We start from the raw sequence: 25,739 nt of genomic DNA, 5'->3' as shown, positions 1-25,739 counted from the left end.
AGCAACACATGGCTGAGCGCCGCGTCAACGTCGGCTGGGCCGAGGGCCTTCACGCCCGACCCGCCTCCATCTTCGTCCGTGCGGCCACGGCCGCCGGCGTCCCCGTGACGATCGCCAAGGCCGGCGGCAACCCGGTCAACGCCGGCTCGATGCTCGCCGTGCTCGGCCTGGGCGCCCAGGGCGGCGAGGAGATCGTGCTCGCCTCCGACGCCGAGGGTGCCGACGCCGCGCTCGACCGCCTGGCGAAGCTGGTCTCGGAGGGGCTCGAGGAGCTTCCGGAGACGGTCTAGGACACGTTTCCCGCATTACGTGGATGGGGTCGCCCGGAATTCCCGGGTGACCCCATCGACGTATGCGGGCGTACGCATCGACGGATGCATCGACTCGACAGATGCAGCGACGTATGCGGGATTATCCGCTCGGAGAAATAGCTTTCTTCTCGTATACGGAATATACGGAGCCTCCGTTAATTCCGGAGGCTCACCGTGTTTACGGCATGTTGCGAATCCCTCACATGGCCGGCCCGGCGTGCGGGGCGCAATCGGTGGGCGGCCGCGGCCCGTTCGGCGTGCGCGGCGGTGAGTGCCCTGGCCCGCTCGGGGTCCCGGCGGGCGACCGCGTCGAGGATCGCGGCGTGCTCCGACCAGGACTCACCGGGCGCCGCCGGGGCCTGCACGACGTACATCCAGGCGACCTTGTGCCGGAGCTGGGTGAGCAGCGCGCTGAGGCCGGGGCTTCCGGAGGCCTGGGCGAGCGTCTCGTGGAACCAGCCGCCCAGTGAGCGCAGCTCCTCCCCCAGGCCGCTCCTGGAGCGCTCCTGCCCCAGCCTGACGAGCCCGCGCAACACCTTCAGGTGCGCGTCCGTGCGGCGCTGCGCGGCCCGCGCCGCGGCGAGCGGTTCGAGCAGCGTCCTGACCTCCAGGAGGTCGGCCGCCTCCTGTTCGGTGGGCTCGGCTACGCAGGCGCCCGCGTGCCTGCGGGTGACGACGAAGCCCTCGGCCTCCAGCGTGCGCAGGGCCTCGCGCACAGGCACCCGGGAGACGCCGTAGCGGCGCGCGAGGAGTTCCTCGGTGAGCCGGCCGCCCCTTTCGTGGACGCCGGCGACAATATCGTCCCGAATGGCCGTGCATACAGAGTGCGCGGGCACGCGCATGATCGGACCTCCGCCTTAATCCCCGCGAAACGCGGTCGACCGACGCTCATTCAGTGACTCTATTGCAGAGCGCGGGAATTTCCGACGGCGGGCCGGAAATCATGGATATCTTTTGGCCAACGCGAAAGCCCCGGCTCTGGGCGAGCCGGGGCTTTCGGAGCTGTGCGGGGTCGGCGTCTGCCGTCCGTCGTCCGTCGTCCGTCGTCCGTCGTCCGTCAGACGCTGACGCCGTGCGAGCGGAGGTACGCGACCGGGTCGATGTCCGAGCCGTACTCAGCGCCGGTGCGGGCCTCGAAGTGGAGGTGCGGGCCGCTGGAGTTGCCGGTGGAACCGGAGAGGCCGATCTGCTGGCCCGGGGTGACCGTCTGGCCCACGGTGACGCCGAGGGAGGACATGTGGCCGTACTGGGTGTACGTGCCGTCGTTCATCTTGATGACCACGTTGTTGCCGTAGGCGCCACCCCAGCCGGCCTCGACGACGGTGCCGGAGCCGACCGCGTGGACCGGGGTGCCGGACGCCGCGTGGAAGTCCACGCCGGTGTGGCTGCCGGAGGACCACATGGCGCCGCCGGTCTGGTAGCCCGTGGAGACGTACGAGCCGCTGATCGGGGAGACGTAGGTGTTCAGGCGCTTGCGCTCGGCCTCGCGGGCGGCGCGCTCCTTGGCCTCGCGCTCCTTCTTGGCCTTCGCCTTGGCCTCGGCCTCGGCCTTGCGCTTCTCCTCGGCGGCCTTCTTCTTGGCGGCCTCTTCGGCCTTCTTGGCCGCGGCGGCGTCGTCGGCGGCCTGCTGCTGCGCCGCGGCCTGCGCGTCGATGCTCGCGGCGAGCGAGTCGCCGACGGATATCGCCTGGGTGAGGCCGGTGTGCTCCATGGCGGCTTCGTCGGGGGCGGCGAGCGCCGGGGCGGCGAGGCCGCCGATGACACCGGTGGTGGTGAGCGCCGCGACACCGGCGACGTTCGCGGTGGTACGCGTGAGGCGGCTCGGACGACGGTGCTTCCCGGTGGCACGGGTGAACGCCATGTGGCGGGTGATCCTTTCCTTCCTTCTCGCCTACCGGGTTAGCTGACGGGTTCGGAGCAGGAAGGTCTCCTACGGGTCCCTCGCCTCGCGGCAAGGTGCCCGATTCACCCCAGGGGACATGTGGGTCCCCGGCTCCCCTGGCTCGCGCCGTACGGGGACTCGGCGATGACTGTCCGGTGCCGCGGATGCGGCGTACTGCGCGACGAACAGCCGGGTCGACGCTAAACGCGCCGTCTTCAATCGACAAACAGAAGTCGCCTTTTGTAGCGCACGCCACACGGCAGACAGGCAACCACCGTATGAATTCGGACATATGAGGACCCCGGCGCCTGAAGCGGTCACCGGGGTCCCGATATGTCCTGACTGTGACTCAGCCGTCACTCAGCCCGTGACGACACTCACTTCGCCGATGCCGAGCGCCCTGACGGGCTCCTCGATCTGCGCGGCGTCCCCGACCAGGATCGTCACCAGGCGGTCCGCCGGGAAGGCGTTCACGACGGCGGCGGTGGCCTCCACGGTGCCGGTGGCGGCCAGCTGGCGGTACAGCTGCGCCTGGAAGTCGTCCGGGAGGTTCTGCTCGACCTGGTCGGCGAGGGTGGCCGCCACGGAGGCCGCCATCTCGTACTTGAGCGGGGCGACGCCCACGAGGTTCTGCACGGCCACGTCGCGCTCGGCGTCCGTGAGACCTTCGGCGGCGAGGACGCGCAGGACCTGCCACAGGTCCTCCAGCGCCGGTCCCGTGTTCGGGGTGTCCACGGAGCCGCTGATGGCGAGCATCGCGGCGCCCGAGCCGTCCGGCGCCGAACGAAGGACCTGGCTGAACGCCCGTACGCCGTAGGTGTATCCCTTCTCCTCGCGCAGGACGCGGTCGAGACGCGAGGTGAGGGTGCCGCCCAGGCAGTACGTGCCGAGGACCTGGGCCGGCCAGACGCGGTCGTGCCGGTCGGCCCCGATGCGGCCGATCAGCAGCTGCGTCTGGACCGCTCCGGGGCGGTCCACGATGACGACGCGGCCGCGGTCGTCGGCGGTCACCGGCGGCACCGGGCGCGGCTCGCCCGGGGAGCCCGTCCAGGCGCCGACCGTGTCGGCGAGGACGGCGTCCAGGTCGGTCCCGGTCAGGTCGCCGACCACGACGAGGGTGGCCGTGGCGGGGCGGACGTGCTTCTCGTAGAAGGCGCGCACCGCCGCCGAGTCGATGGCCGCGACCGTCTCCTCGGTGCCCTGGCGGGGGCGGGACATGCGCGAGGTCGCGGGGAAGAGCTCCTTGGAGAGCTCCTTGGCGGCGCGGCGGGCCGGGTTGGCGGCCTCGTGCGGGATCTCGTCCAGGCGGTTGCGGACGAGCCGCTCGATCTCGCTGTCCGCGAAGGCGGGGGCCCGCAGGGCGTCGGCGAGCAGGCCGAGCGCCTTCGGGAGCCGGGAGACCGGGACCTCCAGGGAGACCCGCACGCCCGGGTGGTCGGCGTGTGCGTCGAGCGTCGCGCCGCAGCGGTCGAGCTCGGCGGCGAACTCCTCGGCGGAGTGCTTGTCGGTGCCTTCGTTGAAGGCCCTCGCCATGATCGTGGCGACGCCGTCGAGGCCCTCGGGCTCGGCGTCCAGGGGCGCTGCGAGGTTGATCTCGACGGCGACGACCTGCTGGCCGGGGCGGTCGCAACGCAGCACGGTGAGGCCGTTGGGCAGCGTGCTGCGGTCGGGCGCCGGGAAGGCCCAGGGCCTGGCCTGTCCGGCCTGGGGCTGGGGGTGGAACTGCATCGTCGCGGCCTCGGTCACTTCGCCGCCTCCTCTTCTTCCTCGGCGGCCTCTGCGCCCTCGTCGGCGGCGGTCACGGGTTCGTACACGAGCACGGCGCGGTTGTCCGGGCGCAGGCGGGCCTTGGCGACCTCCTGGACCTCTTCCGCCGTGACGTCGAGGACGCGCTGGACGGCGGTGAGGGCGAGCTGCGGGTCGCCGAACAGGACGGCGTACCGGCAGAGTTCGTCGGCGCGGCCCGCGACCGTGCCGAGCCGGTCGAGCCACTCGCGCTCCAACTGCGCCTGGGCGCGCTCCATCTCCTCCGGAGTGGGGCCCTCGGCGGCGAAGCGGGCCAGCTCCTCGTCGACGGCGGCCTCGATCACGGGGACCTCGACGTCGCCGGACGTCTTCACGTCCAGCCAGCCGAGCGAGGGCGCCCCGGCGAGGCGCAGCAGGCCGAAGCCCGCGGCGACCGCGGTGCGGTCCCGGCGCACGAGGCGGTTGTAGAGCCGGGAGGACTCGCCGCTGCCGAGGACGGTGAGGGCGATGTCGGCCGCGTCGCACGCGCGCGTGCCGTCCTCCGGGAGGCGGTAGGCGGCCATCAGGGCGCGGGCCGGGACGTCCTCCTCGACGACCTCGCGCAGCTCCTCGCCGATGCGCTCGGGCAGGGACCCGTCGCGCGGCGGCTGCTTGCCGTCGTGACCGGGGATCGAGCCGAAGTACTTCTCGATCCAGGCGAGCGTCTGCTCCGGGTCGATGTCGCCGACGACCGAGAGGACGGCGTTGTTGGGCGCGTAGTACGTGCGGAAGAACGCGCGCGCGTCCTCCAGGGTGGCCGCGTCCAGGTCGGCCATGGAGCCGATCGGCGTGTGGTGGTACGGGTGGCCCTCGGGGTACGAGAGGGCGGTCAGCTTTTCGAAGGCGGTGCCGTACGGGACGTTGTCGTAGCGCTGGCGGCGCTCGTTCTTGACGACGTCGCGCTGGTTCTCCATGGACTCCTCGTCGAGGGCGGAGAGCAGCGAGCCCATCCGGTCGGCCTCGAGCCAGAGGGCGAGCTCCAACTGGTGGGCGGGCATCGTCTCGAAATAGTTGGTGCGCTCGAAGCTCGTCGTGCCGTTGAGCGAGCCGCCCGCGCCCTGGACCAGCTCGAAGTGGCCGTTTCCGTGCACCTGCTTCGAGCCCTGGAACATGAGGTGCTCGAAGAGGTGCGCGAGGCCGGTTCGCCCCTTGACCTCGTGGCGTGAGCCGACGTCGTACCAGAGGCAGACCGCGGCGACGGGGGTCAGGTGGTCCTCGGAGAGCACCACGCGCAGGCCGTTGGCCAGCCGGTGCTCGGTCGCTGTCAGGCCGCCGGAGCCGGCCTCGGCTGTGGCCGTGTGACCCATGGGCATGTACGTCCCTTCGATCGCTAAAACATTGCTGGTTCTGCCAGTCCTGCCACTGTATGCAAGCGTGTGGACACCTGACGAAGTTCCCGGTCCGCCCTCGGCGTAGTCGCGTGTGACACCGCCGGTGCACGGGTCGTGGTCGGCGTTGTCAGTGGGACAGTCCACAATGGTCGGCGTCAGAACCCGCACTTGCTTGGTGAAGGAGCCGCAGCAGCGATGGCCCGCCGCAGCACGAAGACCCCGCCGCCCGACGACGCGTACGAGGAGAAGATCCTCGACATCGACGTAGTCGACGAGATGCAGGGCTCCTTCCTCGAGTACGCGTATTCGGTCATCTACTCCCGCGCCCTGCCGGACGCCCGCGACGGCATGAAGCCGGTCCACCGCAGAATCGTCTATCAGATGAACGAGATGGGCCTGCGCCCCGACCGCGGCTATGTGAAGTGCGCCCGCGTCGTCGGCGAGGTCATGGGTAAGTTGCACCCGCACGGAGACGCGTCGATCTACGACGCGCTGGTGCGCATGGCCCAGCCCTTCTCGATGCGCCTCCCCCTGGTGGACGGCCACGGCAACTTCGGCTCCCTCGGCAACGACGACCCGCCGGCCGCCATGCGGTACACCGAGTGCAAGATGGCCGACGCCACCTCCCTGATGACGGAGTCGATCGACGAGAACACCGTCGACTTCGAGCCGAACTACGACGGCCAGGAGATGGAGCCGTCCGCCCTCCCGGCGGCGTATCCGAACCTCCTGGTCAACGGCGCGTCCGGCATCGCCGTCGGCATGGCGACGAACATGCCGCCGCACAACCTCGGCGAGGTCATCGCCGCCGCCCGTCACCTGATCAAGCACCCGGGCGCCGACCTCGAGACCCTGATGAAGTACGTGCCGGGCCCCGACCTGCCCACGGGCGGCCGGATCGTTGGGCTCAACGGCATCAAGGACGCGTACGAATCGGGCCGCGGCTCCTTCAAGATCCGCGCGACGGTCTCCGTGGAGAACGTGACGGCGCGCCGCAAGGGCCTCGTCGTCACCGAACTGCCCTTCACGGTCGGCCCCGAGAAGGTCATCTCCAAGATCAAGGACCTGGTCGGCTCGAAGAAGCTCCAGGGCATCGCGGACGTCAAGGACCTCACCGACCGCTCGCACGGCCTGCGCCTGGTCATCGAGATCAAGAACGGCTTCGTCCCCGAGGCCGTCCTTGAGCAGCTCTACAAACTGACGCCGATGGAGGAGTCCTTCGGCATCAACAACGTCGCGCTGGTGGACGGTCAGCCCCTCACCCTCGGCCTCAAGGAGCTCCTCGAGGTCTATCTCGACCACCGGTTCGACGTGGTGCGCCGCCGCAGCGAGTTCCGCCGCGGCAAGAAGCGCGACCGCCTGCACCTGGTGGAGGGCCTCCTGGTCGCCCTCCTGGACATCGACGAGGTCATCCGCCTCATCCGCTCCAGTGACAACTCCGCGCAGGCCAAGGAGCGCCTGATCGAGCGCTTCTCGCTCAGCGACATCCAGACGCAGTACATCCTGGACACGCCGCTGCGCCGGCTGACCAAGTACGACCGCATCGAGCTGGAGTCCGAGCGCGACAAGCTCAACGGCGAGATCGACGAGCTGACCGGCATCCTCGAATCGGACGCGGAGCTGCGCAAGCTGGTCTCCTCGGAACTGGCCGCCGTCGCCAAGAAGTTCGGCACCGACCGGCGCACCGTGCTCCTGGAGTCGGCCGGCTCCCCGGCCGCCACGGTCTCGCTCCAGGTGGCGGACGACCCGTGCCGGGTGCTCCTGTCCTCGACGGGCCTCCTGGCCCGCACGGCCAACGGCGACCCCTTCGCCGACGGCGACACCAAGCGCGTCAAGCACGACGTGATCGTCTCGGCGGTGCCGGCGACGGCGCGCGGCGAGGTGGGTGCGGTCACCTCCCAGGGGCGGCTGCTGCGCCTCTCCGTAGTGGACCTTCCCCAGCTGCCGGAGACGGCGAGCGCGCCCAACCTCTCCGGAGGAGCACCCGTCGCGGAGCTGCTCACCCTGGAGAAGGACGAGAAGCTGATCTGCCTGATGACGCTCGACGAGTCCTCGCCGGGCCTCGCGCTCGGCACCGAGCAGGGCGTCGTCAAGCGTGTGGTCCCCGACTATCCGTCCAACAAGGAAGAGCTGGAGGTCATCACCCTCAAGGACGGTGACCGGATCGTCGGCGCGGCCGAGCTGCGCACCGGCGAGGAGGACCTGGTCTTCGTCACGGACGACGCCCAGCTCCTGCGTTACCAGGCCTCCCAGGTCCGCCCGCAGGGCCGCCCCGCGGGCGGCATGACGGGCATCAAGCTGGCCGCGGGCGCGAAGGTCATCTCCTTCGCGGCGGTGGACCCGGCGGTGGACGCCGTGGTCTTCACGGTGGCGGGCTCGCGCGGCACGCTCGACGACTCGGTGCAGACGACGGCCAAGCTCACGCCCTTCGACCAGTACCCGCGCAAGGGCCGCGCCACGGGCGGTGTGCGCGTCCAGCGGTTCCTGAAGGGCGAGGACTGCCTGAGCTTCGCCTGGGCGGGCCCGACGCCGCCGCGCGCGGCCCAGCGCAACGGCTCCCCGGCGGAGCTGCCGGAGATCGACCCGCGCCGCGACGGCTCGGGCGTCTCGCTGGGCAAGCCGGTGACGGCGGTGGCGGGACCGGTGTAGCGCGGAGCCGCTGCAGCCGCGGACCGGTGCAGCCGCAGCGGCTACACCTCCTCGTCAGCCTCCTCAGGCTCCTGCACGTACCGCAGTACGCCCCACATGCCACGCTCGTCGGCCTGTGGGGCGTATTCGCGACACCCCTCCAGCTCCTTCTCAAGGGCCGGTACGTCGATGTGTGACCCGATGAGCACGAGCTGGGTCAGCCGCGGCTCGTCCGGAGCCCACGGCTCCGGGTAGAAGCGGAGGAACCGCCCCACGGCGTGCACCTCGTACCGGTTGCGCGGGTCGGCGGGGCCGAAATCGACGTACCCCTTGATGCGGTAGAGCCCTTCGGGACGGCTGTCGAGCAGGGCCATCAAGGGGCGCGGCCCCATGGGCACGTCCGAGGTGAAGGCGAGGCTTTCGTAGGCGGAGTGCAGGTGGTCGTGATGACCGCCCTCATGGTCCTCACCGTCTGCGTCGTGATCGTGCAGATCGTCGAAGGAGAGCTGTCCGACCCGCTCCCCCACCGGCGCGCGGTCGAAGAACAGCTCGACGTCGACGCGGCCGTAGGAGGCGGCGACGACGGCCGCGCGCCCCGCGAGCCCGCGCACGACATCCAGGACGCGCTCACGCTCCTCCGCGGGCACACGGTCGGTCTTGTTGACCACGACGAGATCGGCGATGCCCAGATGCCGGTCCACCTCGGGGTGCCGCTCCCTGGTGGCGTCGAACTCGGCGGCGTCGACGACCTCGACGAGCCCTCCGTAGACGATGTGCGGGTTCTCGCTGGCGAGCAGCATCTTCACGAGCTCCTGCGGCTCCGCGAGCCCGCTCGCCTCGATGACGATGACGTCGATCCCGGCGGCGGGCCGGGCGAGCCGCTCCAGGTACTCGTCGAGCTCACTGCCGTCCACGGCACAGCACAGACACCCGTTGCCGAGGGAGACGGTCGAGTCGCCGAGCTGCCCCGCGACCGACATGGCGTCGATCTCGATCGAACCGAAGTCGTTGACGATCGCTCCGATCCGGCTGCCGCCGCTGCGGTGCAGCAGATGGTTGAGCAGGGTGGTCTTGCCCGAGCCCAGGAAGCCGGCGAGGACGACGACCGGAATCTGCTGCTTGTTCAACGCGGACCTCTCGTGTCGACGCTGGTACGGACCCCGGCGGATCCCGCGACGGATCCCGTACGACGAATGAAGACCGGCCAAGGATAGGCGGGCGTAGCCGGGCCGCGAAGTGAACGATTGTTAGCGGCGCTCGCGGGGCACACGTCAGACACGGCGCCGGGATGCGCGACTGCTTCTGCTCCCCGTGCGCCGCCGTGCCACCTCCCCGCCGATCAGAGCCGCTCGGCACTCTGGGAGACGGCAAGCGCACCGCCCACCGCTCGCCGGTCCGCTCCCCGTCGACCCGCACCCGACGACCGGCGGACGGTCGCCCGAATCGGGGGTTGACATGTTCACAAAGATGCACGCGGCAGAGATGCTGCGTTGCGTTGTCACAGCAGGGCTTGGCATCGCCGCGGGCGCCGTCGCCACCTCGGCCGCTCAGCGACGCGCCTTCGACGCGCTCGACGAGCGACTCAGGTGCTTGGAGCGGTCGGCGCGGACCCAGCGCCACACGAATCTGACCTGCCAGCAGCGGCTCCACTGGGAGTTGCTCAGCAAGGCCATGGACGACGCCGACCTCGCCGAGGTCCTCGACGCCTACGGAGAGGGCGTCTCCGCCAAGCGGCAACGGCAGTACCTCTACGCCAATGCCATGTACACCAACATGGTGCTCAACTACCGCATCGGGAACTTCACCCGGGAGCAGTTCTACGGATATGCCCGCGGCATGCTCCAGAACCCGATCGTCCGCGAGTACTGGCACGCGACGCAGCCTCACCGGGCGACGCTGGACAGCGCCACGGAGGAGGCCCAACTGGGCCTGTTGGTCGACGACCTCCTACGGCAGTTGGAGGAGGCGGACATCGATGATTGGTGGGTCGTGGGCGAGCCGCCGCCGACCGATCCCGCCTGAGTCCGCCTGAGCCCACCTGGGGGATGGTGAACGTCCCGCTCGTGTCGCGAACACTGCGCGTAACCAAATTTGGCACTGTGCGTTTTGCAGTGCCAGACGGTGAACGCAGCTTCACGCGCGTTCGTCCGCGTGGGACTTCACCACCACAAGAGCGCCGGTGTTCCACCCGTTTGTCTGCGAGCCCTTCCGACCCGGGTCTCACGGCGCGGCAAGACGCGTCGGCCGCGAGATCAAAGGGAAACGACAGTGAGCCAGATCATCCGTCGGATCGGGGCATCTCCTCGTGCGCGAGGCTGTGCGACAGGCCAGAACTGCCCCGACATCTTCGAACTGTCCGACGGAAGCTTCGCTGTCATCGGCACCGACGTCACAGCCACGCTGGATGCCGGCCTCCCCGCCGACGCCTCGCGAGCCGACTACGAACGCATCGTCACGATCTCCCGCGAGACGCTCATCCGGGCCAAGGCCGACATCCCCGACGCCTGACAGTCGGTCCGGTGCCTCACTCCTCCGGAACCGGCACCGGCACCGGCACCGGCACCGGAGGAGCCACCCCCACATACCGTGCCGCAGGCCGGATGATTTTCGGGTCGCGGGCCTGTTCCAGGATGTTGGCGCTCCAGCCCACCACGCGCGCCGAGGCGAACGTGGGCGTGAACATCTCGCGGGGCAGCCCGCACAGCTCCATGACCACGCCCGCGTAGAACTCCACGTTCGTGTGCAGTTCGCGCCCCGGCTTCAGTTCCGCCAGGATCGCCTCGACGTGCCGTTCGACCTCGACCGCGAACTCGACCAGCTCGCCGCCGAACCGCTGGGCGATGCCCCGCAGCATGCGCGAGCGCGGGTCCTCCGTGCGGTAGACGGGGTGCCCGAAGCCCATGATGCGGTCCCCCGCCAGGACGCGCTCGCGGATCCAGCCGTCGATGCGGTCGCGCGTGCCGATCGCGTCGAGGGTGTCGAGGGCGCGGCTCGGCGCACCGCCGTGCAGCGGGCCCGACAGCGCGCCGACCGCGCCCACCAGGCAGGCGGCCACGTCCGCGCCGGTCGAGGTGATGACCCGGGCGGTGAACGTCGACGCGTTGAAGCCATGGTCAATCGTTGAGATCAAGTACTGCTCGATCGCCCGGGTGCGGGTGGCGTCCGGCTCCGAACCGGTGAGCATGTAGAGGTAGTTGGCGGCGTACGACAGGTCGTCGCGGGGTTCGACGGGGTCGAGGCCCTGCCCGAGCCGGTACAGCGCGGTGAGCAGCGTCGGCACGACGGCGGACGCGGCAAGGGCGTCCGCGCGGCGCCGGTCGTCGTCGATGTCGTACACCGGGCGGAAGCCTTTCGACGCCCCGAAGAGCGACAGGGCGGTGCGGAGTCCGGAGAGCGGACCCGACAGCACGCTCGCGCGCGCCACGGCAGGCAGCGCGGCGCTCACCTCCGCGGGCAGGTGGCGCAGCGACGCCGTGTGCGCGGCGAAGGCGGCGCTCTGCCCGGCGTCCGGCAGCTCGCCGTGGAGCATCAGGTGCCACACGTCCTCGAAGCTGCGGCTCTGCGCGAGCTCGACGGCCGAGTACTGGCGGTAGTGGTAGAAGCCCTCGTGTCCCCTGACGTCTCCGACTTCGGTCTCGGTGACGACGACACCCGCGAGTCCTCGTGGGACCTCCACGGGCTCGGTGGGGGTGGCGGCGGAGCCATTGATCGGCATGTTGTTCCTCGACTTCCTCCCTGGACTTGATTCGACTGTCTATGCTTGACTGACAGTCTGTCAATATTGATTAAATCAATGTACGCATACAGACGTCGGGATGCGGATACGGTGACGCCCATGACGGATCAAGGAGCCACGCGCGAAGGCCGGCGGCTCAGCACCAAGGAAGCCGCCGAGCTGCTCGGCGTGAAGCCCGAGACCGTGTACGCGTACGTGAGCCGCGGTCAGCTCAGCAGCCGCCGCGGCCCGGGGTCCCGGGGCAGTACGTTCGACGCCGGGGAGGTCGAGGCGCTGGCCCGCAGGAACAGGCGGGAGCCCGCGACACCGACCACGGGCAACGAACTCTCCGTGCGCACCCGCATCACGCTCATCGACGAGGACCGCTACTACTTCCGCGGTGTCGACGCCGCGGAGCTCGCCCTGAACCACTCCTACGAAGAGGTCGCCGAGTGGCTGTGGACCGGTGTCCTGCGCCCCGGCATCCGCTTCACCGCCCCGAAGGAGACCGTCGCCGCGGCCCGTCGCGCCGTCAACGCGCTGCCCGAGCACAGCGGACCCACCGACCGGCTCCGCGTCGCCGCCATCTCCGCCGCGGCCGCCGACCCGCTCCGCTTCGACCTCTCCGAAGAGGCGGTCATCGGGACCGCGCGCACGCTGATCCCCACCCTCGTGACCGCGCTGCCGCCGGTCCTGTCCGGCCACCGCGACGAGGGCCCCCTGGCCCGCCGCCTGTGGGCGCGGCTGACCGGCAACAAGCCCGACGAGGCAGCGCTGCACGCGCTGGACACGGCACTCGCGCTGCTCGTCGACCACGACCTGGCCGCCTCGACGCTCGCCGTCAGGGTCGCCGCCTCGGCGCGCGCCCATCCCTACGCCGCGGTGTCGGCGGGGCTCGGCGTCCTGGAGGGCCCCCTGCACGGTGCGGCGAGCGGCCTCGCCCACCGCATGCTGCTCGACGTGCTCGACCGGGGCAGCGCGAGCCCCGTGGTCGCCGACGAACTCCGGGCAGGACGCCGCGTCCCCGGCCTCGGCCACCGCCTCTACCAGGGCGAGGACCCGCGCGCGCAGGCGCTGTTCGCCCTCCTGGAGGCGATGCCGAAGGCAGGACCCGCCCTCGCCGCGGCCCGGGACGTGGTGGCCACCACCGCCCGCCACACCGATCTGCACGCCAACGTCGACCTGGCGCTGGCCGTCTTCACGGTCTCCTCGGGCATGCCGGCGGAGGCGGGCGAGACGATCTTCGCGGTGGCGCGCACGGCGGGCTGGATCGCGCACGCCCTGGAGGAGTACGAGGAACGACCGCTGCGCATGCGCCCCAGCGGCCAGTACGTGGGCCTGCGTCCGCCCCGTCCGAAGCCCTCCCCGGAGGGGTGAACCGCCCGACGTGAGGCGTAGCTTAGGCTCGCCTGTGTGAGTACGTGTGCGACTGCCTCGCGGGACCTGGCCGAGCCTCTCGCGGGAACCGCCGCCACCGCCAGGACATGGCTCCTGCTGGAACAGCCGGGCCCCTGGGGCGCCAAGGCGCTGAAGTCCAGCCACCTCGACCCGGAGATCGGCCGCGCCCTGGAGAAGGCCGCTGAGGGAACCGGCGTGCGCGTCGCCCTCATCCGCCGCCCCGGACGCCACGCGGACTGTCACACGCCGCGCCGCCACCAGGTGTACGTGGGACACACCGTCCCCGGTCGCACCTGGCTGCGCGGCGCCGTGCTCGACGACCCGCGGCGACTGCTGGACCTCGACTTCGCCGCCCTCGGCGCGGGTGACCACGGCGGCTTCGGGGCCCCGCACACCGGCGCCCCGCTCGCATTCGTCTGCACGAACGGCAAGCGCGACCGCTGTTGTGCCCTGCTCGGCAGGCCGCTCGCCGCCGCACTCACCGCCTCGGGTGAAGAGGGCGCCTGGGAAATCACTCATCTGGGCGGTCATCGGTTCTCCCCGACCCTGCTCGTGCTGCCCCACGGATACGCGTACGGCCGGATGGACGTGCCGGCCGTCAAGGAAGTCCTGGAGGCGGTGCGCGCGGACCGCGTCGTCACCGAGGGCTGCCGGGGCAGCTCGGCATGGGAGCGGCCGGGGCAGGCCGCCGAGCTGGCGGTGCGCAGGTCGACCGGGGAAGACGCGGCGGGGACGCTGAACGTCGTCGCCACGGAGGGCACGGACTCGCACGGGACGGGTTCACGCGGGACAGGTTCGGACGACACGGATCCGCACGGCACGGCTCCGCGTCTGGAGGTGACCGTCGCGCACGCCGACGGCCGCCGGTGGCGGGTCACCGTCGAGCAGGGCGCTTCCCTGCCGCCCCGCCCGGAGAGCTGCGGCGCGGCCCTCGCGTCGCCCGCGCGGATGGACGTGGTGGCGATCCGGGCGCTCCCTGACGGCCCCGGCGGACCGGGGGACGAGATCCCCGCCACAGTGACTTCGGAGTAGACCGCTCACCGCCGTACCGTTCGTACACATGAGCCCCACCTCCCCTGCGCGACGCCTCCGCCTCGGCCTGCCGCGGCGCGTGTTCTCGCAGGTGCTGCTGATGCAGCTGGCCATCGCCGCCGGGGTCGCGGTGCTCGCCACCGGCCTCTTCCTCGCACCGCTGAGCGATCAGCTCGACGACCAGGCGATGCGCCGCGCGCTCGCCATCGCCCAGACGACGGCCGCCCAGCCGGAGATCGCCGAGGACCTGTCCGCCTCGCGGCCCACGGCCGACGGGCCGGTCCAGGCGGCAGCCGAGCGGATCCGGCGGGCCAGCGGCGCCGAGTACGTGGTGATCATGAACAAGAAGGGTGTGCGCTGGTCCCACACCGACCGCACCCAGATCGGCAAGGTCGTCTCGACGGACCCGAGCGACGCCCTCGCGGGCCGCGACGTCATGGAGATCGACAACGGCACCCTGGGCCGCTCGGCCCGGGGCAAGGTGGCGCTGCGGGACGCGCACGGGGACATCGTGGGCGCCGTCTCCGTAGGCATCGAGTACGACAGTGTGCGGGCTCGCCTGGTCCACGCGATCCCGGGGCTGCTCGCCTACGCGGGCGGGGCTCTCGCCGTCGGCGCGCTGGCGGCGTATCTGATCTCCCGCAGGGTGCAGCGGCAGACCCGCGACCTGGCCTTCTCGGACATCTCCGCCCTGCTCGCGGAGCGCGAGGCGATGCTGCACGGCATCCGTGAGGGCGTCGTCGCCCTCGACCGCACCGGCCGGATCCGGCTGCTCAACGACGAGGCGCAGCGCCTCCTCGGTCTCGGCACCGAAGTGATCGGCCAGCCGCTCGACGCGGCGCTCGGCCCCGGCCGGACGACCGACGTGCTCGCCGGCCGGGTGACCGGCACCGACCTGCTGACGGTGCGCGGGCAGCGCGTCTTGGTCGCCAACCGCATGCCCACCGACGACGGGGGCGCCGTCGCCACCCTGCGCGACCGGACGGAGCTGGAGCAGCTCGGCCGCGAGCTCGACTCCACCCGCGGCCTCATCGACGCCCTGCGCGCCCAGGACCACGAACACGCCAACCGCATGCACACGCTCCTCGGCCTGCTCGAACTGGAGATGTACGAGGAGGCGGCGGAGTTCGTCGGCGAGGTGGCAGGGGCCCACCGCGTGACCGCCGAGCAGATCACCGAGAAGATCCACGATCCGCTGCTCGCGGCCCTGCTGGTCGGCAAGGCCACGGTCGCCGCGGAGCGGGGCGTCGCGCTCTCTGTACGGCGCGAGACCGCTCTGCCGGACCGGCTCGTCGATCCGGGCGGGCTCGTCACGATCGTCGGCAACCTCGTCGACAACGCGCTCGACGCCGCCGCGGGCACCCGCCACGCGCGCGTGGAGGTCGATGTGCGCGCCAAAGGGCGAACCGTGGTCCTCCAGGTCTGCGATTCGGGCCCGGGAGTCCCCGCCGAGCGGCGCGAGACGATCTTCACCGAGGGCTGGACCACCAAGGAGCCCCCGGCTCACGGCAAGCGCGGCATCGGCCTCGCGCTGGTCCGCAGGCTCGCCGAACGGCAGGGCGGCTCCGCCCGGGCCGGTGAGGCGCCGGACGGGGGCGCGGAGTTCACCGTCGTCCTGCCCGAGGCGCTCACGCGGCCCGAGCTCGCCGCGCCGGAGGAACACGACGACCGCGCGCACGAAGGAGCGACGATGACAAGGGCCCCGAAGGAGCCACGATGATCGAGGTTCTCGTCGTGGACGACGACATCCGGGTCGCGGACGTCAACGCCGCCTATGTGGCGAAGATCCCCGGCTTCCGGGTGGTGGCGAAGGCACACAACGCCGCCGAGGCCCTGCGGCTCGTCGAGGACGTCCCCGTCGATCTGGTGCTGCTGGATCACTATCTGCCGGACGAGACGGGCCTCTCGGTCGTACGCAGTCTGCGGGAGCGCGGCCATCAGACCGACGTGATCATGGTGACCGCGGCGCGTGACGTCGCCACGGTGCAGGCGGCGATGCGGCACGGCGCACTCCAGTACCTCGTCAAACCGTTCTCGTACGCCGGGCTTCGCGCCAAGCTCGACGCGTACGCGACGCTGCGCCGCACCCTGGACGGCGGAGGCGAGGCGGAGCAGGCCGAGGTGGACCGCATCTTCGGCGCCCTCTCGGCCACTCCGGCCCCCGAGCTGCCCAAGGGCCACTCCCCCACCACGGCGGAGCTGGTGCGGCGGGCCCTGATGGCCGCTGAGGGGCCGCTCTCGGCCCAGGAGCTGGCGGACCGCACCCGGCTCAGCCGGCAGACGGCACAGCGCTATCTGAAACTCCTGGAGCGCACGGGCCGGGTCAGGCTCAGTCTCAAGTACGGCGACACGGGCCGTCCGGAGCACCGCTACGAGTGGACGGCAGGCGTCTGAGCGCTCCGGGAGCCGTCCGGTGGCCTCCCGGTCATCGGCGGAACCGTTACGCCGCGCCCGCGCCCGTGAGCGACCGCACCTCCGTCTCCGCGTGCTTGGCCTCGTCCGCCTCCTCGCGCGAGGTCACCGTGCCGAGCCACCCCGCGAGGAAGCCCAGCGGGATGGAGACGAGGCCGGGGTTCTCCAGGGGGAAGTACTGGAAGTCCACCCCGGGAAACAGGGAACCGGGCTCTCCGGAGACGACGGGCGACAGGATCACCAGCGCGAGAGCGGGCAACAGTCCCCCGTACACCGTCCAGACCGCACCCCGCGTGGTGAAGTTCCGCCAGAACAGGGAGTAGAGCAGCACGGGCAGGTTGGCGGAGGCGGCGACCGCGAAGGCGAGGCCCACCAGGAACGCGACGTTGAGGTCGCGGGCCAGCAGGCCGAGGCCGATCGCGACCACGCCGACCCCGGCCGCGGCGAGCCGGGCGACCGCCACCTCGCTGCGCGGCTTCGCGTTCCGCCGCCGCAGGGAGGCGTACAGGTCGTGGGCCACGGACGCCGAGGAGGCGAGGGTGATGCCGGCGACCACGGCGAGGATCGTCGCGAAGGCGATGGCGGCGACGACCGCGAACAGAACCGTTCCGCCTGTGGTGTGGGCGCCGCCTCCCAGGTCGAGCGCGAGGAGCGGAACCGCCGTGTTCCCCGCGGCGTTCGACCCGCGCACCGCGTCCGGGCCCACCAAGGCCGCCGCGCCGAAGCCGAGCACGATCGTCATCAGGTAGAAGCTGCCGATGAGACCGATGGACCAGACGACCGAGCGGCGGGCGGCGCGCGCGGTCGGCACGGTGTAGAAGCGGGACAGGATGTGCGGCAGACCGGCTGTGCCGAGCACGAGCGCGAGACCGAGACTGATGAAGTCGAGGCGCGCGGTCCAGTCGCCGCCGTACCGCAGACCGGGCGCGAGGAACCGGTCGCCGTGGCCGCTCCGGTCCGCCGCGGTCCGCAGCAGCTGGTCGAAGTCCCCGTGGAAGCGCACCAGGACGAGCACGGTCAGCGCGATCGCCCCGCCCATCAGCAGGACCGCCTTGACGATCTGGATCCAGGTGGTGGCCCTCATCCCTCCGAACGACACGTAGAACACCATGAGCGCGCCGACGCCGACCACGGTCCAGGTCTGCGCCGCGCCGCTCGTCCCGCCGAGCAGCAGCGCCACCAGTGAGCCCGCCCCCACCATCTGCGCCACCAGGTAGAGAACGGACACGGTCACCGAGGAAGTTCCGGACGCGATCCGTACCGGACGCTCCCTCATCCGTGCGGCGACGACGTCCCCGAGCGTGAACCGGCCGCAGTTGCGCACCAGTTCGGCCACGAGGAACAGCACGACCAGCCAGGCGACGAGGAAGCCCACCGAGTAGAGCAGCCCGTCGTATCCGAAGAGGGCGATCAGGCCGGAGATGCCGAGGAAGGAGGCGGCCGACATGTAGTCACCGGCGATGGCGAAACCGTTCTCCATGGGGGAGAAGAGCCGCCCGCCCGCGTAGAACTCCTCCGCGGTGCCGTGGCGGTTGCGGCTCGCCCAGGTGGTGATCGCGAGGGTGACGGCCACGAACACCCCGAACAGCAGCAGGGCCAGGCCCTGGTGATCCCCCGTCATCGGCCGGCCGCCTGCTCCCGCCGCTGCTCCTGCTCCCGTCGCTGCTCCTGCTGCCTCTTCTGCTCGAAGACGGCCCAGCGCAGGTCGAGCGCCGCCCGGTCCCGCCGCAGCCTCGCGTGTCGCGCGTACGCCCAGGTCAGCAGGAACGTGGTGAGGAACTGTCCGAGCCCCGCCAGCATCGCCACGTTCACGGCTCCGGCGACGGGCCGTGCCATCAGGGCCGGCGCCGACGTCGCGGTCACGACGTACGCGACGTACCAGGTGAAGAAGACGGCGCAGGCCGGGACGACGAACCGCCGGTACCTGCCGCGCACCTCCTGGAAGGCGTCGCTGCGCTGCACTTCCAGGTAGATGTCGGCCGGGCTCACGCTCCGCTGCGGGGCCACGGTCCGGGGCGACACCACGGAGGCCGGCGCCCCCGTGCCGTCCGGTTCTCCCCAGCCGGACGCGAGCGCGTCGTACCAGGGATCCCTCAGGTCTCCGGACCGGCCCCGGCCGGCATCGGCCCGGCCCGGCACCACATCGGGCCCGTCGTGCTTCTCCACCGAACTCTCCTTAGCCCGCGGCCCTGTTCGGCCACGTGCCCAAGGATGGGCAGAACGGGAAGATCCGTGACTCTCCTCCCAGCGCTCTTCACCCCATCAGGTGAAGCCGCCCAGCTCCCGGCAGGAGCCGGGCTACGCGTCGATGCGGGAGCGGTCGAGCGTCGCGGCGGAGCTGGTGATGAATTCCTTGCGGGGCGCGACGTCGTTGCCCATCAGGAGGTCGAAGACCTGCTCGGCCGAGTCCAGGTCCGAGATGTTGATCCGGCGCAGGGTGCGGAACCGCGGGTCCATCGTCGTCTCGGCCAGCTGGTCGGCGTCCATCTCACCCAGGCCCTTGTACCGCTGGATGGAGTCCTTGTACCGCACGTTCTTGCGCTGCAGCTCCAGGAGCGTCTCCCGCAGCTCCCGGTCCGAGTACGTGTAGATGTACTTGTCCTGGCCCTTCTTCGGCTGGCTCAGCTCGATGCGGTGCAGCGGCGGCACCGCGGCGAACACCCGCCCCGCCTCCACCATCGGCCGCATGTACCGCTGGAACAGCGTCAGCAGCAGGATCCGGATGTGCGCGCCGTCGACGTCGGCGTCCACGAGCAGGATGATCTTTCCGTAGCGCGCCGCGTCGATGTCGAAGGTCCGGCCCGACCCGGCTCCTATCACCTGGATGATCGCACCGCACTCGGCGTTCTTCAGCATGTCCGTCACGGACGCCTTCTGCACGTTCAGGATCTTGCCCCGGATCGGCAGCAGCGCCTGGAATTCCGAGTTCCGCGCGAGCTTCGCGGTGCCGAGCGCGGAGTCGCCCTCCACGATGAACAGCTCGCTGCGCTCCACGTCGTCGCTGCGGCAGTCCGCCAGCTTCGCGGGCAGCGACGAGGACTCCAGGGCGGTCTTGCGCCGCTGGGCGTCCTTGTGCTGGCGCGCCGCGATACGCGTCCTCGCGGCCGCGACCGCCTTGTCCATGACCGCGCGGGCCTGCGCCTTCGCGTCCCGCTTGGTCGACGTCAGGAACGCCTTGAGCTCCTTGGCGATCACATTGGCGACGATGCGGTTGGCCGCGGAGGTACCGAGCACCTCCTTCGTCTGCCCCTCGAACTGCGGCTCCGCCAGACGCACCGTGACGACCGCCGTGAGGCCCTCCAGGGCGTCGTCCTTGACGATGTCGTCCTCGGCGACGCGGAGCACCTTCTGGGCGCGCATCGCCTCGTTCATCGTCTTGGTCAGCGAACGCTCGAAACCGCTGACATGGGTGCCGCCCTTCGGAGTGGCGATGATGTTGACGAACGACTTGATCGTCGTGTCGTAACCGGTGCCCCATCGCATCGCCACGTCCACGCCGAGCTCACGGGTGACCTCGGTCGGCGTCATCTGGCCGTGGTCGTCCAGAACGGGGACGGTCTCCTTGAAGCTGCCCTGCCCGGAGAACCGCAGGACGTCGCAGACCGCCTTGTCCTGCGCCAGGTACTCGCAGAACTCGCTGATGCCGCCGTCGAAGCGGAAGGATTCCTCACCCTTCGTGCCGCCCTCGCCGAGACCGAACTCGTCCCGCACGATGATGGTCAGGCCCGGCACCAGGAACGCGGTCTGCCGCGCCCGCTGGTGCAGGTTCTCCAGGGAGAGCTTGGCGTCCTTGAGGAAGATCTGCCGGTCCGCCCAGTAGCGCACACGGGTGCCGCTGCGGGCCTTGGGGATCTTCTTGACCTTGGTCAGCTTGGCGGAGGGGTCGAAGGGCGCGTCGGGCCCTGTCTTGGCGAAAGCGCCGGGGACGCCGCGCCGGAAGCTGATCGCGTGGGTGTGCCCGGCGCGGTCGACCTCGACGTCCAGCCGCGCGGAGAGCGCGTTCACCACGGAGGCGCCCACGCCGTGCAGACCGCCCGACGCGGCGTACGAACCGCCGCCGAACTTTCCGCCCGCGTGCAGCTTGGTCATGACGACCTCGACTCCGGAGAGGCCGGTCTTGGGCTCGACGTCGACCGGGATGCCCCGGCCGTTGTCCCGGACCTCTACGGAGGCGTCGTCGTGGAGGATGACCTCGATGTGGTCGCAGTACCCGCCCAGGGCCTCGTCGACGGAGTTGTCGATGATCTCCCAGAGGCAGTGCATCAAGCCGCGGCTGTCCGTCGACCCGATGTACATGCCCGGACGCTTGCGGACCGCCTCGAGCCCCTCCAGGACGAGCAGGTGCCGCGCGGTGTAGTTGGAACCGTCCCGGTCTGCTCCTGTCAGCAATGCTGTGGACGGCACGGACGTCTCGGCGGTCACGCGGTTCGCTCCTCGCTGAATTTCAAGGGGAGTCCTTTGGGGTAAGGACGCGGCTTCGGTTGCCGGTCCGAGGGTACCGAGGCCTGGTAGAGCCGTTGTAACGCCACCCTCGTCTCAACTCAGACTAGTCCAGACTCGCATACATGTTCGATCCCTCGATGGAGTGAAGCGCACGTCACGTTCCCTTCGAGGCATGAACCATTTAGGCTCCGGGCACGTCCTCATGAACAACCGGCAAGCCAGCCGGGGAGGATCTGACCCTGACAGACAGCGCGAAACCGTAAGACACGTAAGAGACGCAATACGGCACATTCGCCGCCAACCGGCAACGGACAACCTCCTCGGAAAGAAACATTCGAGGAAAAGCCACGAGCGGGAACGTTTTCGGCCTGGTTGGATGTTGACCCTGGTACGACAGCTCGTCGAGCTAGAGAAGAGGCGACGTGACTACTGTTCTGACCCCCGCGAGCCCCCTGACGGCCGCTGATCGCTGCGACCGCTGCGGCGCCCAGGCATACCTGCGCGTCGTCCTGTTGAGCGGCGGTGAACTGCTCTTCTGCGCCCACCACGGACGCAAGTTCGAGCCGGAACTCAAGAAGATCGCCGCTGAGATACAGGATGAGACGGAGCGACTGACCGCCGTTCCCGACAGCAGCACCGAAGAGGAACGCTGACACTTCGCATCCACGACGAGCCAGCTCCGGCACACCAGGCCGGTGAACGGGCGGCCGCTCCTGCTCGACAAGCAGGAGCGGCCGCCCGCTCTCGTCTCAGGGCCTCCCAGGCCCCTTCCCGGGCCTCCTGAGCCCCCTCCTGGCCCGATCTCCAGCCCTGGGGCCGCCTGAGCCTCAGCCGCGGGCGTTCACCGCGTCGACGACCTCGGAGATCCGCGTATAGACGCCCGGCCTGCCGGGGCGCCCACAGCCGCTCCCCCAGGACACGAGCCCGATGAGCCGCCCTCGCGCGACCAGCGGCCCGCCGCTGTCCCCTTGGCAGGCGTCCCGCCCACCGCCCGCCTCACCGGCACAGAGCATGCTGCGGGCCACGAAGCGCCCGTCGGCACTGCCCGGATACGCCTTCTCACACTCCGCGTCGGCCAGAACCTCCACACGCGCCGCGTGCAGCGTACGGGCGTAGTCGCCGCTGCCCGTGGTGTCGCCCCAGCCGTACACGGTGGCGCCCGTCCCCGCCTCGTACGCGGGATCGCCCCGGCCCGCCATGCGGATCGTGTGCGTCTCGGAGAGCGGCTCGGCCAGGGTCAGCGCCGCCACATCGCCGGAGTTCGTGTAGCTGTCGTACTCCGGGTTGACCCAGACCTTGCTCACCCGGACCTCCTGGCCCTCCGTCGACCGCAGGTCTCCGCGGCCGACGATGACCCTCAGGTCCGGCACCTGGCCCAGCGGCACCCCCAGGACCTCCTTGCTCATGCAGTGGGCCGCCGTCAGGACGGTCGAGCGCCCGGTGACCACGCCACCGCAGAACTGCCCGGAGCGGTCACCGCCGAACCGGTCACGACTGGCGATCGCCACCACCCACGGACTCTCGGACACCTCCACCGGGCTGCCCCCGACGATCACGCTGTCGGCCGTCGCGGGCGCCGGTGCGGCCAGCGGCAGGGCGGCGGCTGTGGCCGCCGCGACCAGCGCCCCGGTCCACGCTCGGGCGAAGGGACGACGCATGCGATCTCCTCACTCTGGGTTGCCAGTTAGTACCCCAGAGTCATGCAGTATCACCCGCCCCGCACCCGCACCCCGCGTCACGCGCGCGAAAGGCCCGGAGCCGCGTGCTGCGGGCTCCGGGCCTTTCGTGGAGTGCTTCGTCAGCCGCCGGGGCGGCCGACGTGCCTAGTCGAGGTAGTCGCGCAGGACCTGCGAACGCGACGGGTGACGCAGCTTCGACATCGTCTTCGACTCGATCTGACGGATGCGCTCACGCGTCACTCCGTAGACCTTGCCGATCTCGTCGAGGGTCTTGGGCTGGCCGTCCGTGAGGCCGAAGCGCATGGAGACCACGCCCGCCTCACGCTCGGAGAGGGTGTCCAGGACGGAGTGCAGCTGCTCCTGGAGGAGCGTGAAGCTGACCGCGTCGGCCGGCACGACCGCTTCGGAGTCCTCGATGAGGTCACCGAACTCGCTGTCGCCGTCCTCACCCAGAGGGGTGTGGAGGGAGATCGGCTCACGGCCGTACTTCTGGACCTCGATGACCTTCTCCGGGGTCATGTCGAGTTCCTTGGCCAGCTCCTCCGGAGTGGGCTCACGGCCCAGGTCCTGGAGCATCTGGCGCTGGACACGGGCCAGCTTGTTGATGACCTCGACCATGTGCACCGGGATACGGATGGTGCGGGCCTGGTCGGCCATGGCGCGGGTGATCGCCTGACGGATCCACCAGGTGGCGTACGTGGAGAACTTGTAGCCCTTGGTGTAGTCGAACTTCTCGACCGCGCGGATCAGACCGAGGTTGCCCTCCTGGATGAGGTCCAGGAAGAGCATGCCGCGGCCGGTGTAGCGCTTGGCCAGGGAGACCACCAGACGGAGGTTGGCCTCCAGGAGGTGGTTCTTGGCGCGGCGGCCGTCCTCGGCGATGATCTCCAGCTCGCGCTTGAGCTTCGGGGCGAGCTTGTCGGCGTTGGCCAGCTTGTCCTCGGCGAACAGGCCGGCCTCGATGCGCTTGGCGAGCTCGACCTCCTGCTCGGCGTTGAGCAGCGGGACCTTGCCGATCTGCTTCAGGTAGTCCTTGACCGGGTCGGCGGTGGCGCCGGCCGCGGCGACCTGCTGGGCCGGCGCGTCGTCCTCGTCCTCGTCGGACAGGACGAAGCCCTGGGCGCCCTCCTCGGCGGGCTCGCCCTCGCCGGGCTTGCCGGCGGCGGGTGCCTCCTCGGTGACCTCTTCGTCCAGGAGCTCGTCGGCGTCCTTCTTGGAGGTGGTCTTCTTGGCCGCCGTCTTCTTGGCGGTGGTCTTCTTGGCGACGGCCTTCTTTGCCGTCGTCTTCTTGGCTGCGACCTTCTTCGCGGGCGCGTCCTCGGAGGCACCGTCCGCGGTCGGTGCCTCAGTGGCGGCGGTGGCGGTGGGCTTCGCCGTGGCGGCCTTGGCGGCGACCGTCCTGGTCGCGGTGCGCTTGGCCGGGCTCTTCGCTGCGACGCTCTTGCGGGGGCGCTTGGGCTCCGCGGCACTGACCATCAGCGTCACACCCTCTTCCTCGAGGATCTGGTTGAGGCTGCGCAGAACGTTCTTCCACTGGGTGGCCGGGATCTGGTCAGCTTCGAAGGCACGACGCACGTCATCGCCGGCGATCTGCCCATCAGCCTTTCCCCGCTCGATGAGCGCCATGACAGAGACGGATTCGGCGATCTCCGGCGGGAGCGTACGGGATGTGCTGGCCGACACGAACAACCTCTCGGAACGTTGGAAAACGGCTTCCGGCCCCGTCCATTGTGGACCGGAGCCGACGACCGGCGGCTGGGGATTGTGCCGACGGCGCGGGCGGGGGCCGGGGAGCTGCACAGCGTCGCGGACGACGTCTGTATTCCCTCCTCGGCTATCACCTCTTAGGTCATCGCGCTGTTCCTTGGAGCGTTACGCCCAATCTACGTGGCCCGAGTCACACCACGTAAGCGCACAAAAGCATCCAGACACGGTCAGAAGCCACCTATACGCATGCACGAATGATCCCCGGATGCCCGGCGAAGAAACCCCCACAATCGTGTCGCCGGACTCCGTGGGGCTCCTGAGGAGCCCGCGGAGGTCCGGCGACACAGGACAGCGGGGCGGGAGTCGTCGACGGTCGCGGAGTGGCGTACGCGACGGCTCAGCGCCGCCGCGGGGCACGCGCACGACAGCGGCGCCGGGGTGGCCGCGCGGTCAGTGCTCGCGCGGGGCGGGCACGACGCGCTCCACCTCGGGGTGGACGACGAGCAGCTGCCGCATGGCGGCCTCGGCGCCGGCTCCGTCGCCCGCCGCGAGGCCCTCGACGACGCGGGAGTGGTGCACGAGGGACGCCTCGCTGGGACGGTCGCAGCCGGTGATCGGCCCGCCCGAGACCTGGAGGGCGGCCGAGACGATGCCGGACAGGTGCTCCAGCATGCGGTTGCCCGCGACCTGGATGAGCAGCGAGTGAAACTCCGCGTCGGCGCGGGAGAAGGTGATCACGTCGCCCTGGCCCAGCGCGTGGCCCATGATCTCGACCATGTCGGAGAGGCGCTGCTGCACCTCCTCGCGGCCGTGCCCGGCGGCGAGGCGGGCGGCGAGGGGCTCGATCATCCAGCGCAGCTCGCCGAGCTCGCGCCGCTGGTCGTCGCGCTGCGGGCCGAAGGCGCGCCACTCGATGATGTCGGGGTCGAGCAGGTTCCAGTCGCTGACGGGGCGCACGCGCGTGCCGACGTTGGGCCGGGCGCTGACGAGGCCCTTGGCCTCGAGCACGCGGAGGGACTCGCGGACGACGGTCCGGGAGACCTCGAAGCGCTGGCCGATCTCCTCGGGAACGAGGGGGCGGTCGGCTCCGAGGTCGCCGGAGACGATCATCTGGCCCAGCTGCTGGACGAGTTGGCCGTGCAGCCCGCGGCCGCGACTTCCGGCGGCGCGCCGGCCCATGCGCCCCAGATCCTGGTCGGGGCCGTCCCACACGGGGGCGACGACGCGGTCGCCACCGGCGGGCTCCGCGTACGGGTATCGGTCGAGGTCGCCCGGTCCTGCGAGGCCGGAGTCGGCGGAGCGGGCGGTGGTCATCATGGTGTGCGCAAGGGTACTCACGGATCAGTTGTCGGCGTTGCCTCCAACTCCCTTGAGGTCTTTGGTGAAAAGCACACGAAAGGGTGATCGCTTACCCCG

21 protein-coding genes and 1 riboswitch are annotated in these 25,739 nt (G+C 70.6%); of the genes, 9 read left to right on the top strand and 12 right to left on the bottom strand.

The window, feature by feature from the left end; translation table 11 throughout:
* The first annotated feature begins 8 nt into the window (after window positions 1-8).
* Entirely contained in the window at window positions 9-290 is a 282-nt protein-coding gene (locus ACH4D5_RS22260) for an HPr family phosphocarrier protein (protein WP_362992734.1), read from the top strand.
* 176 nt (window positions 291-466) lie between these two features.
* Here ACH4D5_RS22260 and ACH4D5_RS22255 read toward each other — a convergent pair whose 3' ends face one another.
* The 4 genes from ACH4D5_RS22255 to ACH4D5_RS22240 all read right to left on the bottom strand — a co-directional run bounded on the left by ACH4D5_RS22255 (window position 467) and on the right by ACH4D5_RS22240 (window position 5,291).
* Window positions 467-1,153, bottom strand: a complete 687-nt coding sequence (locus ACH4D5_RS22255; protein WP_398305185.1) for a GntR family transcriptional regulator — start codon at window positions 1,151-1,153, stop codon at window positions 467-469.
* Between the two features lie 215 nt (window positions 1,154-1,368).
* Window positions 1,369-2,172 carry a M23 family metallopeptidase gene (locus ACH4D5_RS22250; protein WP_398305182.1) on the bottom strand — a complete coding sequence of 268 codons (804 nt, stop codon included), beginning with the start codon at window positions 2,170-2,172 and terminating at the stop codon, window positions 1,369-1,371.
* 12 nt (window positions 2,173-2,184) lie between these two features.
* A riboswitch (cyclic di-AMP (ydaO/yuaA leader) is annotated at window positions 2,185-2,347 on the bottom strand.
* A 206-nt stretch (window positions 2,348-2,553) separates the two neighbouring features.
* Window positions 2,554-3,939, bottom strand: coding sequence for a M16 family metallopeptidase (locus ACH4D5_RS22245; RefSeq protein WP_398305179.1), 1,386 nt, complete (start codon window positions 3,937-3,939; stop codon window positions 2,554-2,556).
* Window positions 3,936-5,291 carry a M16 family metallopeptidase gene (locus ACH4D5_RS22240; protein WP_398305176.1) on the bottom strand — a complete coding sequence of 452 codons (1,356 nt, stop codon included), beginning with the start codon at window positions 5,289-5,291 and terminating at the stop codon, window positions 3,936-3,938. Before ACH4D5_RS22240 ends, ACH4D5_RS22245 begins: the two co-directional genes overlap by 4 nt.
* A 213-nt stretch (window positions 5,292-5,504) precedes the next feature.
* On the opposite strand from ACH4D5_RS22240, the gene ACH4D5_RS22235 reads away from it, so the two are divergent.
* Window positions 5,505-7,958: a DNA topoisomerase (ATP-hydrolyzing) subunit A gene (locus tag ACH4D5_RS22235; protein ID WP_398305173.1), complete on the top strand. Its 2,454-nt coding sequence runs from the start codon at window positions 5,505-5,507 to the stop codon at window positions 7,956-7,958.
* A 41-nt stretch (window positions 7,959-7,999) separates the two neighbouring features.
* Here ACH4D5_RS22235 and ACH4D5_RS22230 read toward each other — a convergent pair whose 3' ends face one another.
* A complete protein-coding gene (locus ACH4D5_RS22230; protein ID WP_398305170.1) occupies window positions 8,000-9,064 on the bottom strand; it encodes a CobW family GTP-binding protein in 1,065 nt (354 codons plus the stop codon).
* A gap of 340 nt (window positions 9,065-9,404) precedes the next feature.
* On the opposite strand from ACH4D5_RS22230, the gene ACH4D5_RS22225 reads away from it, so the two are divergent.
* Window positions 9,405-9,959, top strand: a complete 555-nt coding sequence (locus ACH4D5_RS22225; RefSeq protein ID WP_398305167.1) for a DUF6082 family protein — start codon at window positions 9,405-9,407, stop codon at window positions 9,957-9,959.
* 246 nt (window positions 9,960-10,205) lie between these two features.
* Window positions 10,206-10,445, top strand: a complete 240-nt coding sequence (locus ACH4D5_RS22220) for a hypothetical protein (protein WP_362992718.1) — start codon at window positions 10,206-10,208, stop codon at window positions 10,443-10,445.
* Between the two features lie 16 nt (window positions 10,446-10,461).
* On the opposite strand, the gene ACH4D5_RS22215 is transcribed toward ACH4D5_RS22220, so the two are convergent.
* Window positions 10,462-11,652, bottom strand: coding sequence for a citrate synthase/methylcitrate synthase (locus ACH4D5_RS22215; protein ID WP_398305164.1), 1,191 nt, complete (start codon window positions 11,650-11,652; stop codon window positions 10,462-10,464).
* A 120-nt stretch (window positions 11,653-11,772) separates the two neighbouring features.
* Here ACH4D5_RS22215 and ACH4D5_RS22210 point away from each other — a divergent pair, with 120 nt between their 5' ends.
* The 4 genes from ACH4D5_RS22210 to ACH4D5_RS22195 are packed head-to-tail and all read left to right on the top strand — an operon-like array spanning window position 11,773 to window position 16,476.
* Window positions 11,773-13,029, top strand: coding sequence for a citrate synthase family protein (locus tag ACH4D5_RS22210; RefSeq protein ID WP_398305161.1), 1,257 nt, complete (start codon window positions 11,773-11,775; stop codon window positions 13,027-13,029).
* A gap of 36 nt (window positions 13,030-13,065) precedes the next feature.
* Complete coding sequence (locus ACH4D5_RS22205) at window positions 13,066-14,082, top strand: sucrase ferredoxin (protein WP_398305158.1); 1,017 nt, start codon at window positions 13,066-13,068, stop codon at window positions 14,080-14,082.
* A 28-nt stretch (window positions 14,083-14,110) separates the two neighbouring features.
* A complete protein-coding gene (locus ACH4D5_RS22200) occupies window positions 14,111-15,802 on the top strand; it encodes an ATP-binding protein (RefSeq protein WP_398305155.1) in 1,692 nt (563 codons plus the stop codon).
* On the top strand, window positions 15,799-16,476 hold the full coding sequence (locus ACH4D5_RS22195; RefSeq protein ID WP_398305152.1) for a response regulator: 678 nt from the start codon (window positions 15,799-15,801) through the stop codon (window positions 16,474-16,476). Before ACH4D5_RS22200 ends, ACH4D5_RS22195 begins: the two co-directional genes overlap by 4 nt.
* Before the next feature lie 46 nt (window positions 16,477-16,522).
* Here ACH4D5_RS22195 and ACH4D5_RS22190 read toward each other — a convergent pair whose 3' ends face one another.
* The 3 genes from ACH4D5_RS22190 to ACH4D5_RS22180 all read right to left on the bottom strand — a co-directional run bounded on the left by ACH4D5_RS22190 (window position 16,523) and on the right by ACH4D5_RS22180 (window position 20,916).
* A complete protein-coding gene (locus ACH4D5_RS22190; protein ID WP_398305149.1) occupies window positions 16,523-18,115 on the bottom strand; it encodes a cation acetate symporter in 1,593 nt (530 codons plus the stop codon).
* Window positions 18,112-18,660 carry a DUF485 domain-containing protein gene (locus tag ACH4D5_RS22185; RefSeq protein WP_398305146.1) on the bottom strand — a complete coding sequence of 183 codons (549 nt, stop codon included), beginning with the start codon at window positions 18,658-18,660 and terminating at the stop codon, window positions 18,112-18,114. The genes ACH4D5_RS22190 and ACH4D5_RS22185 overlap by 4 nt, the downstream gene beginning before the upstream one ends.
* Window positions 18,661-18,792: 132 nt before the next feature.
* On the bottom strand, window positions 18,793-20,916 hold the full coding sequence (locus ACH4D5_RS22180) for a type IIA DNA topoisomerase subunit B (RefSeq protein WP_398305143.1): 2,124 nt from the start codon (window positions 20,914-20,916) through the stop codon (window positions 18,793-18,795).
* 443 nt (window positions 20,917-21,359) lie between these two features.
* Here ACH4D5_RS22180 and ACH4D5_RS22175 point away from each other — a divergent pair, with 443 nt between their 5' ends.
* Window positions 21,360-21,590, top strand: coding sequence for a hypothetical protein (locus ACH4D5_RS22175; protein WP_362992703.1), 231 nt, complete (start codon window positions 21,360-21,362; stop codon window positions 21,588-21,590).
* 174 nt (window positions 21,591-21,764) lie between these two features.
* On the opposite strand, the gene ACH4D5_RS22170 is transcribed toward ACH4D5_RS22175, so the two are convergent.
* From ACH4D5_RS22170 to ACH4D5_RS22160, 3 genes are all read right to left on the bottom strand, one after another.
* Window positions 21,765-22,595, bottom strand: a complete 831-nt coding sequence (locus ACH4D5_RS22170; protein WP_398305140.1) for a serine protease — start codon at window positions 22,593-22,595, stop codon at window positions 21,765-21,767.
* A 165-nt stretch (window positions 22,596-22,760) separates the two neighbouring features.
* Entirely contained in the window at window positions 22,761-24,305 is a 1,545-nt protein-coding gene (locus ACH4D5_RS22165) for an RNA polymerase sigma factor (RefSeq protein WP_398305137.1), read from the bottom strand.
* Between the two features lie 468 nt (window positions 24,306-24,773).
* Window positions 24,774-25,661 carry a FadR/GntR family transcriptional regulator gene (locus ACH4D5_RS22160; protein ID WP_398305134.1) on the bottom strand — a complete coding sequence of 296 codons (888 nt, stop codon included), beginning with the start codon at window positions 25,659-25,661 and terminating at the stop codon, window positions 24,774-24,776.
* Window positions 25,662-25,739 lie beyond the last annotated feature (78 nt).

The sequence above is a fragment of the Streptomyces sp. NPDC018029 genome, from assembly GCF_044327655.1.
In the GTDB taxonomy this organism is placed as follows: domain Bacteria; phylum Actinomycetota; class Actinomycetes; order Streptomycetales; family Streptomycetaceae; genus Streptomyces.
This window is presented reverse-complemented; position numbering and strand designations above follow the sequence as displayed.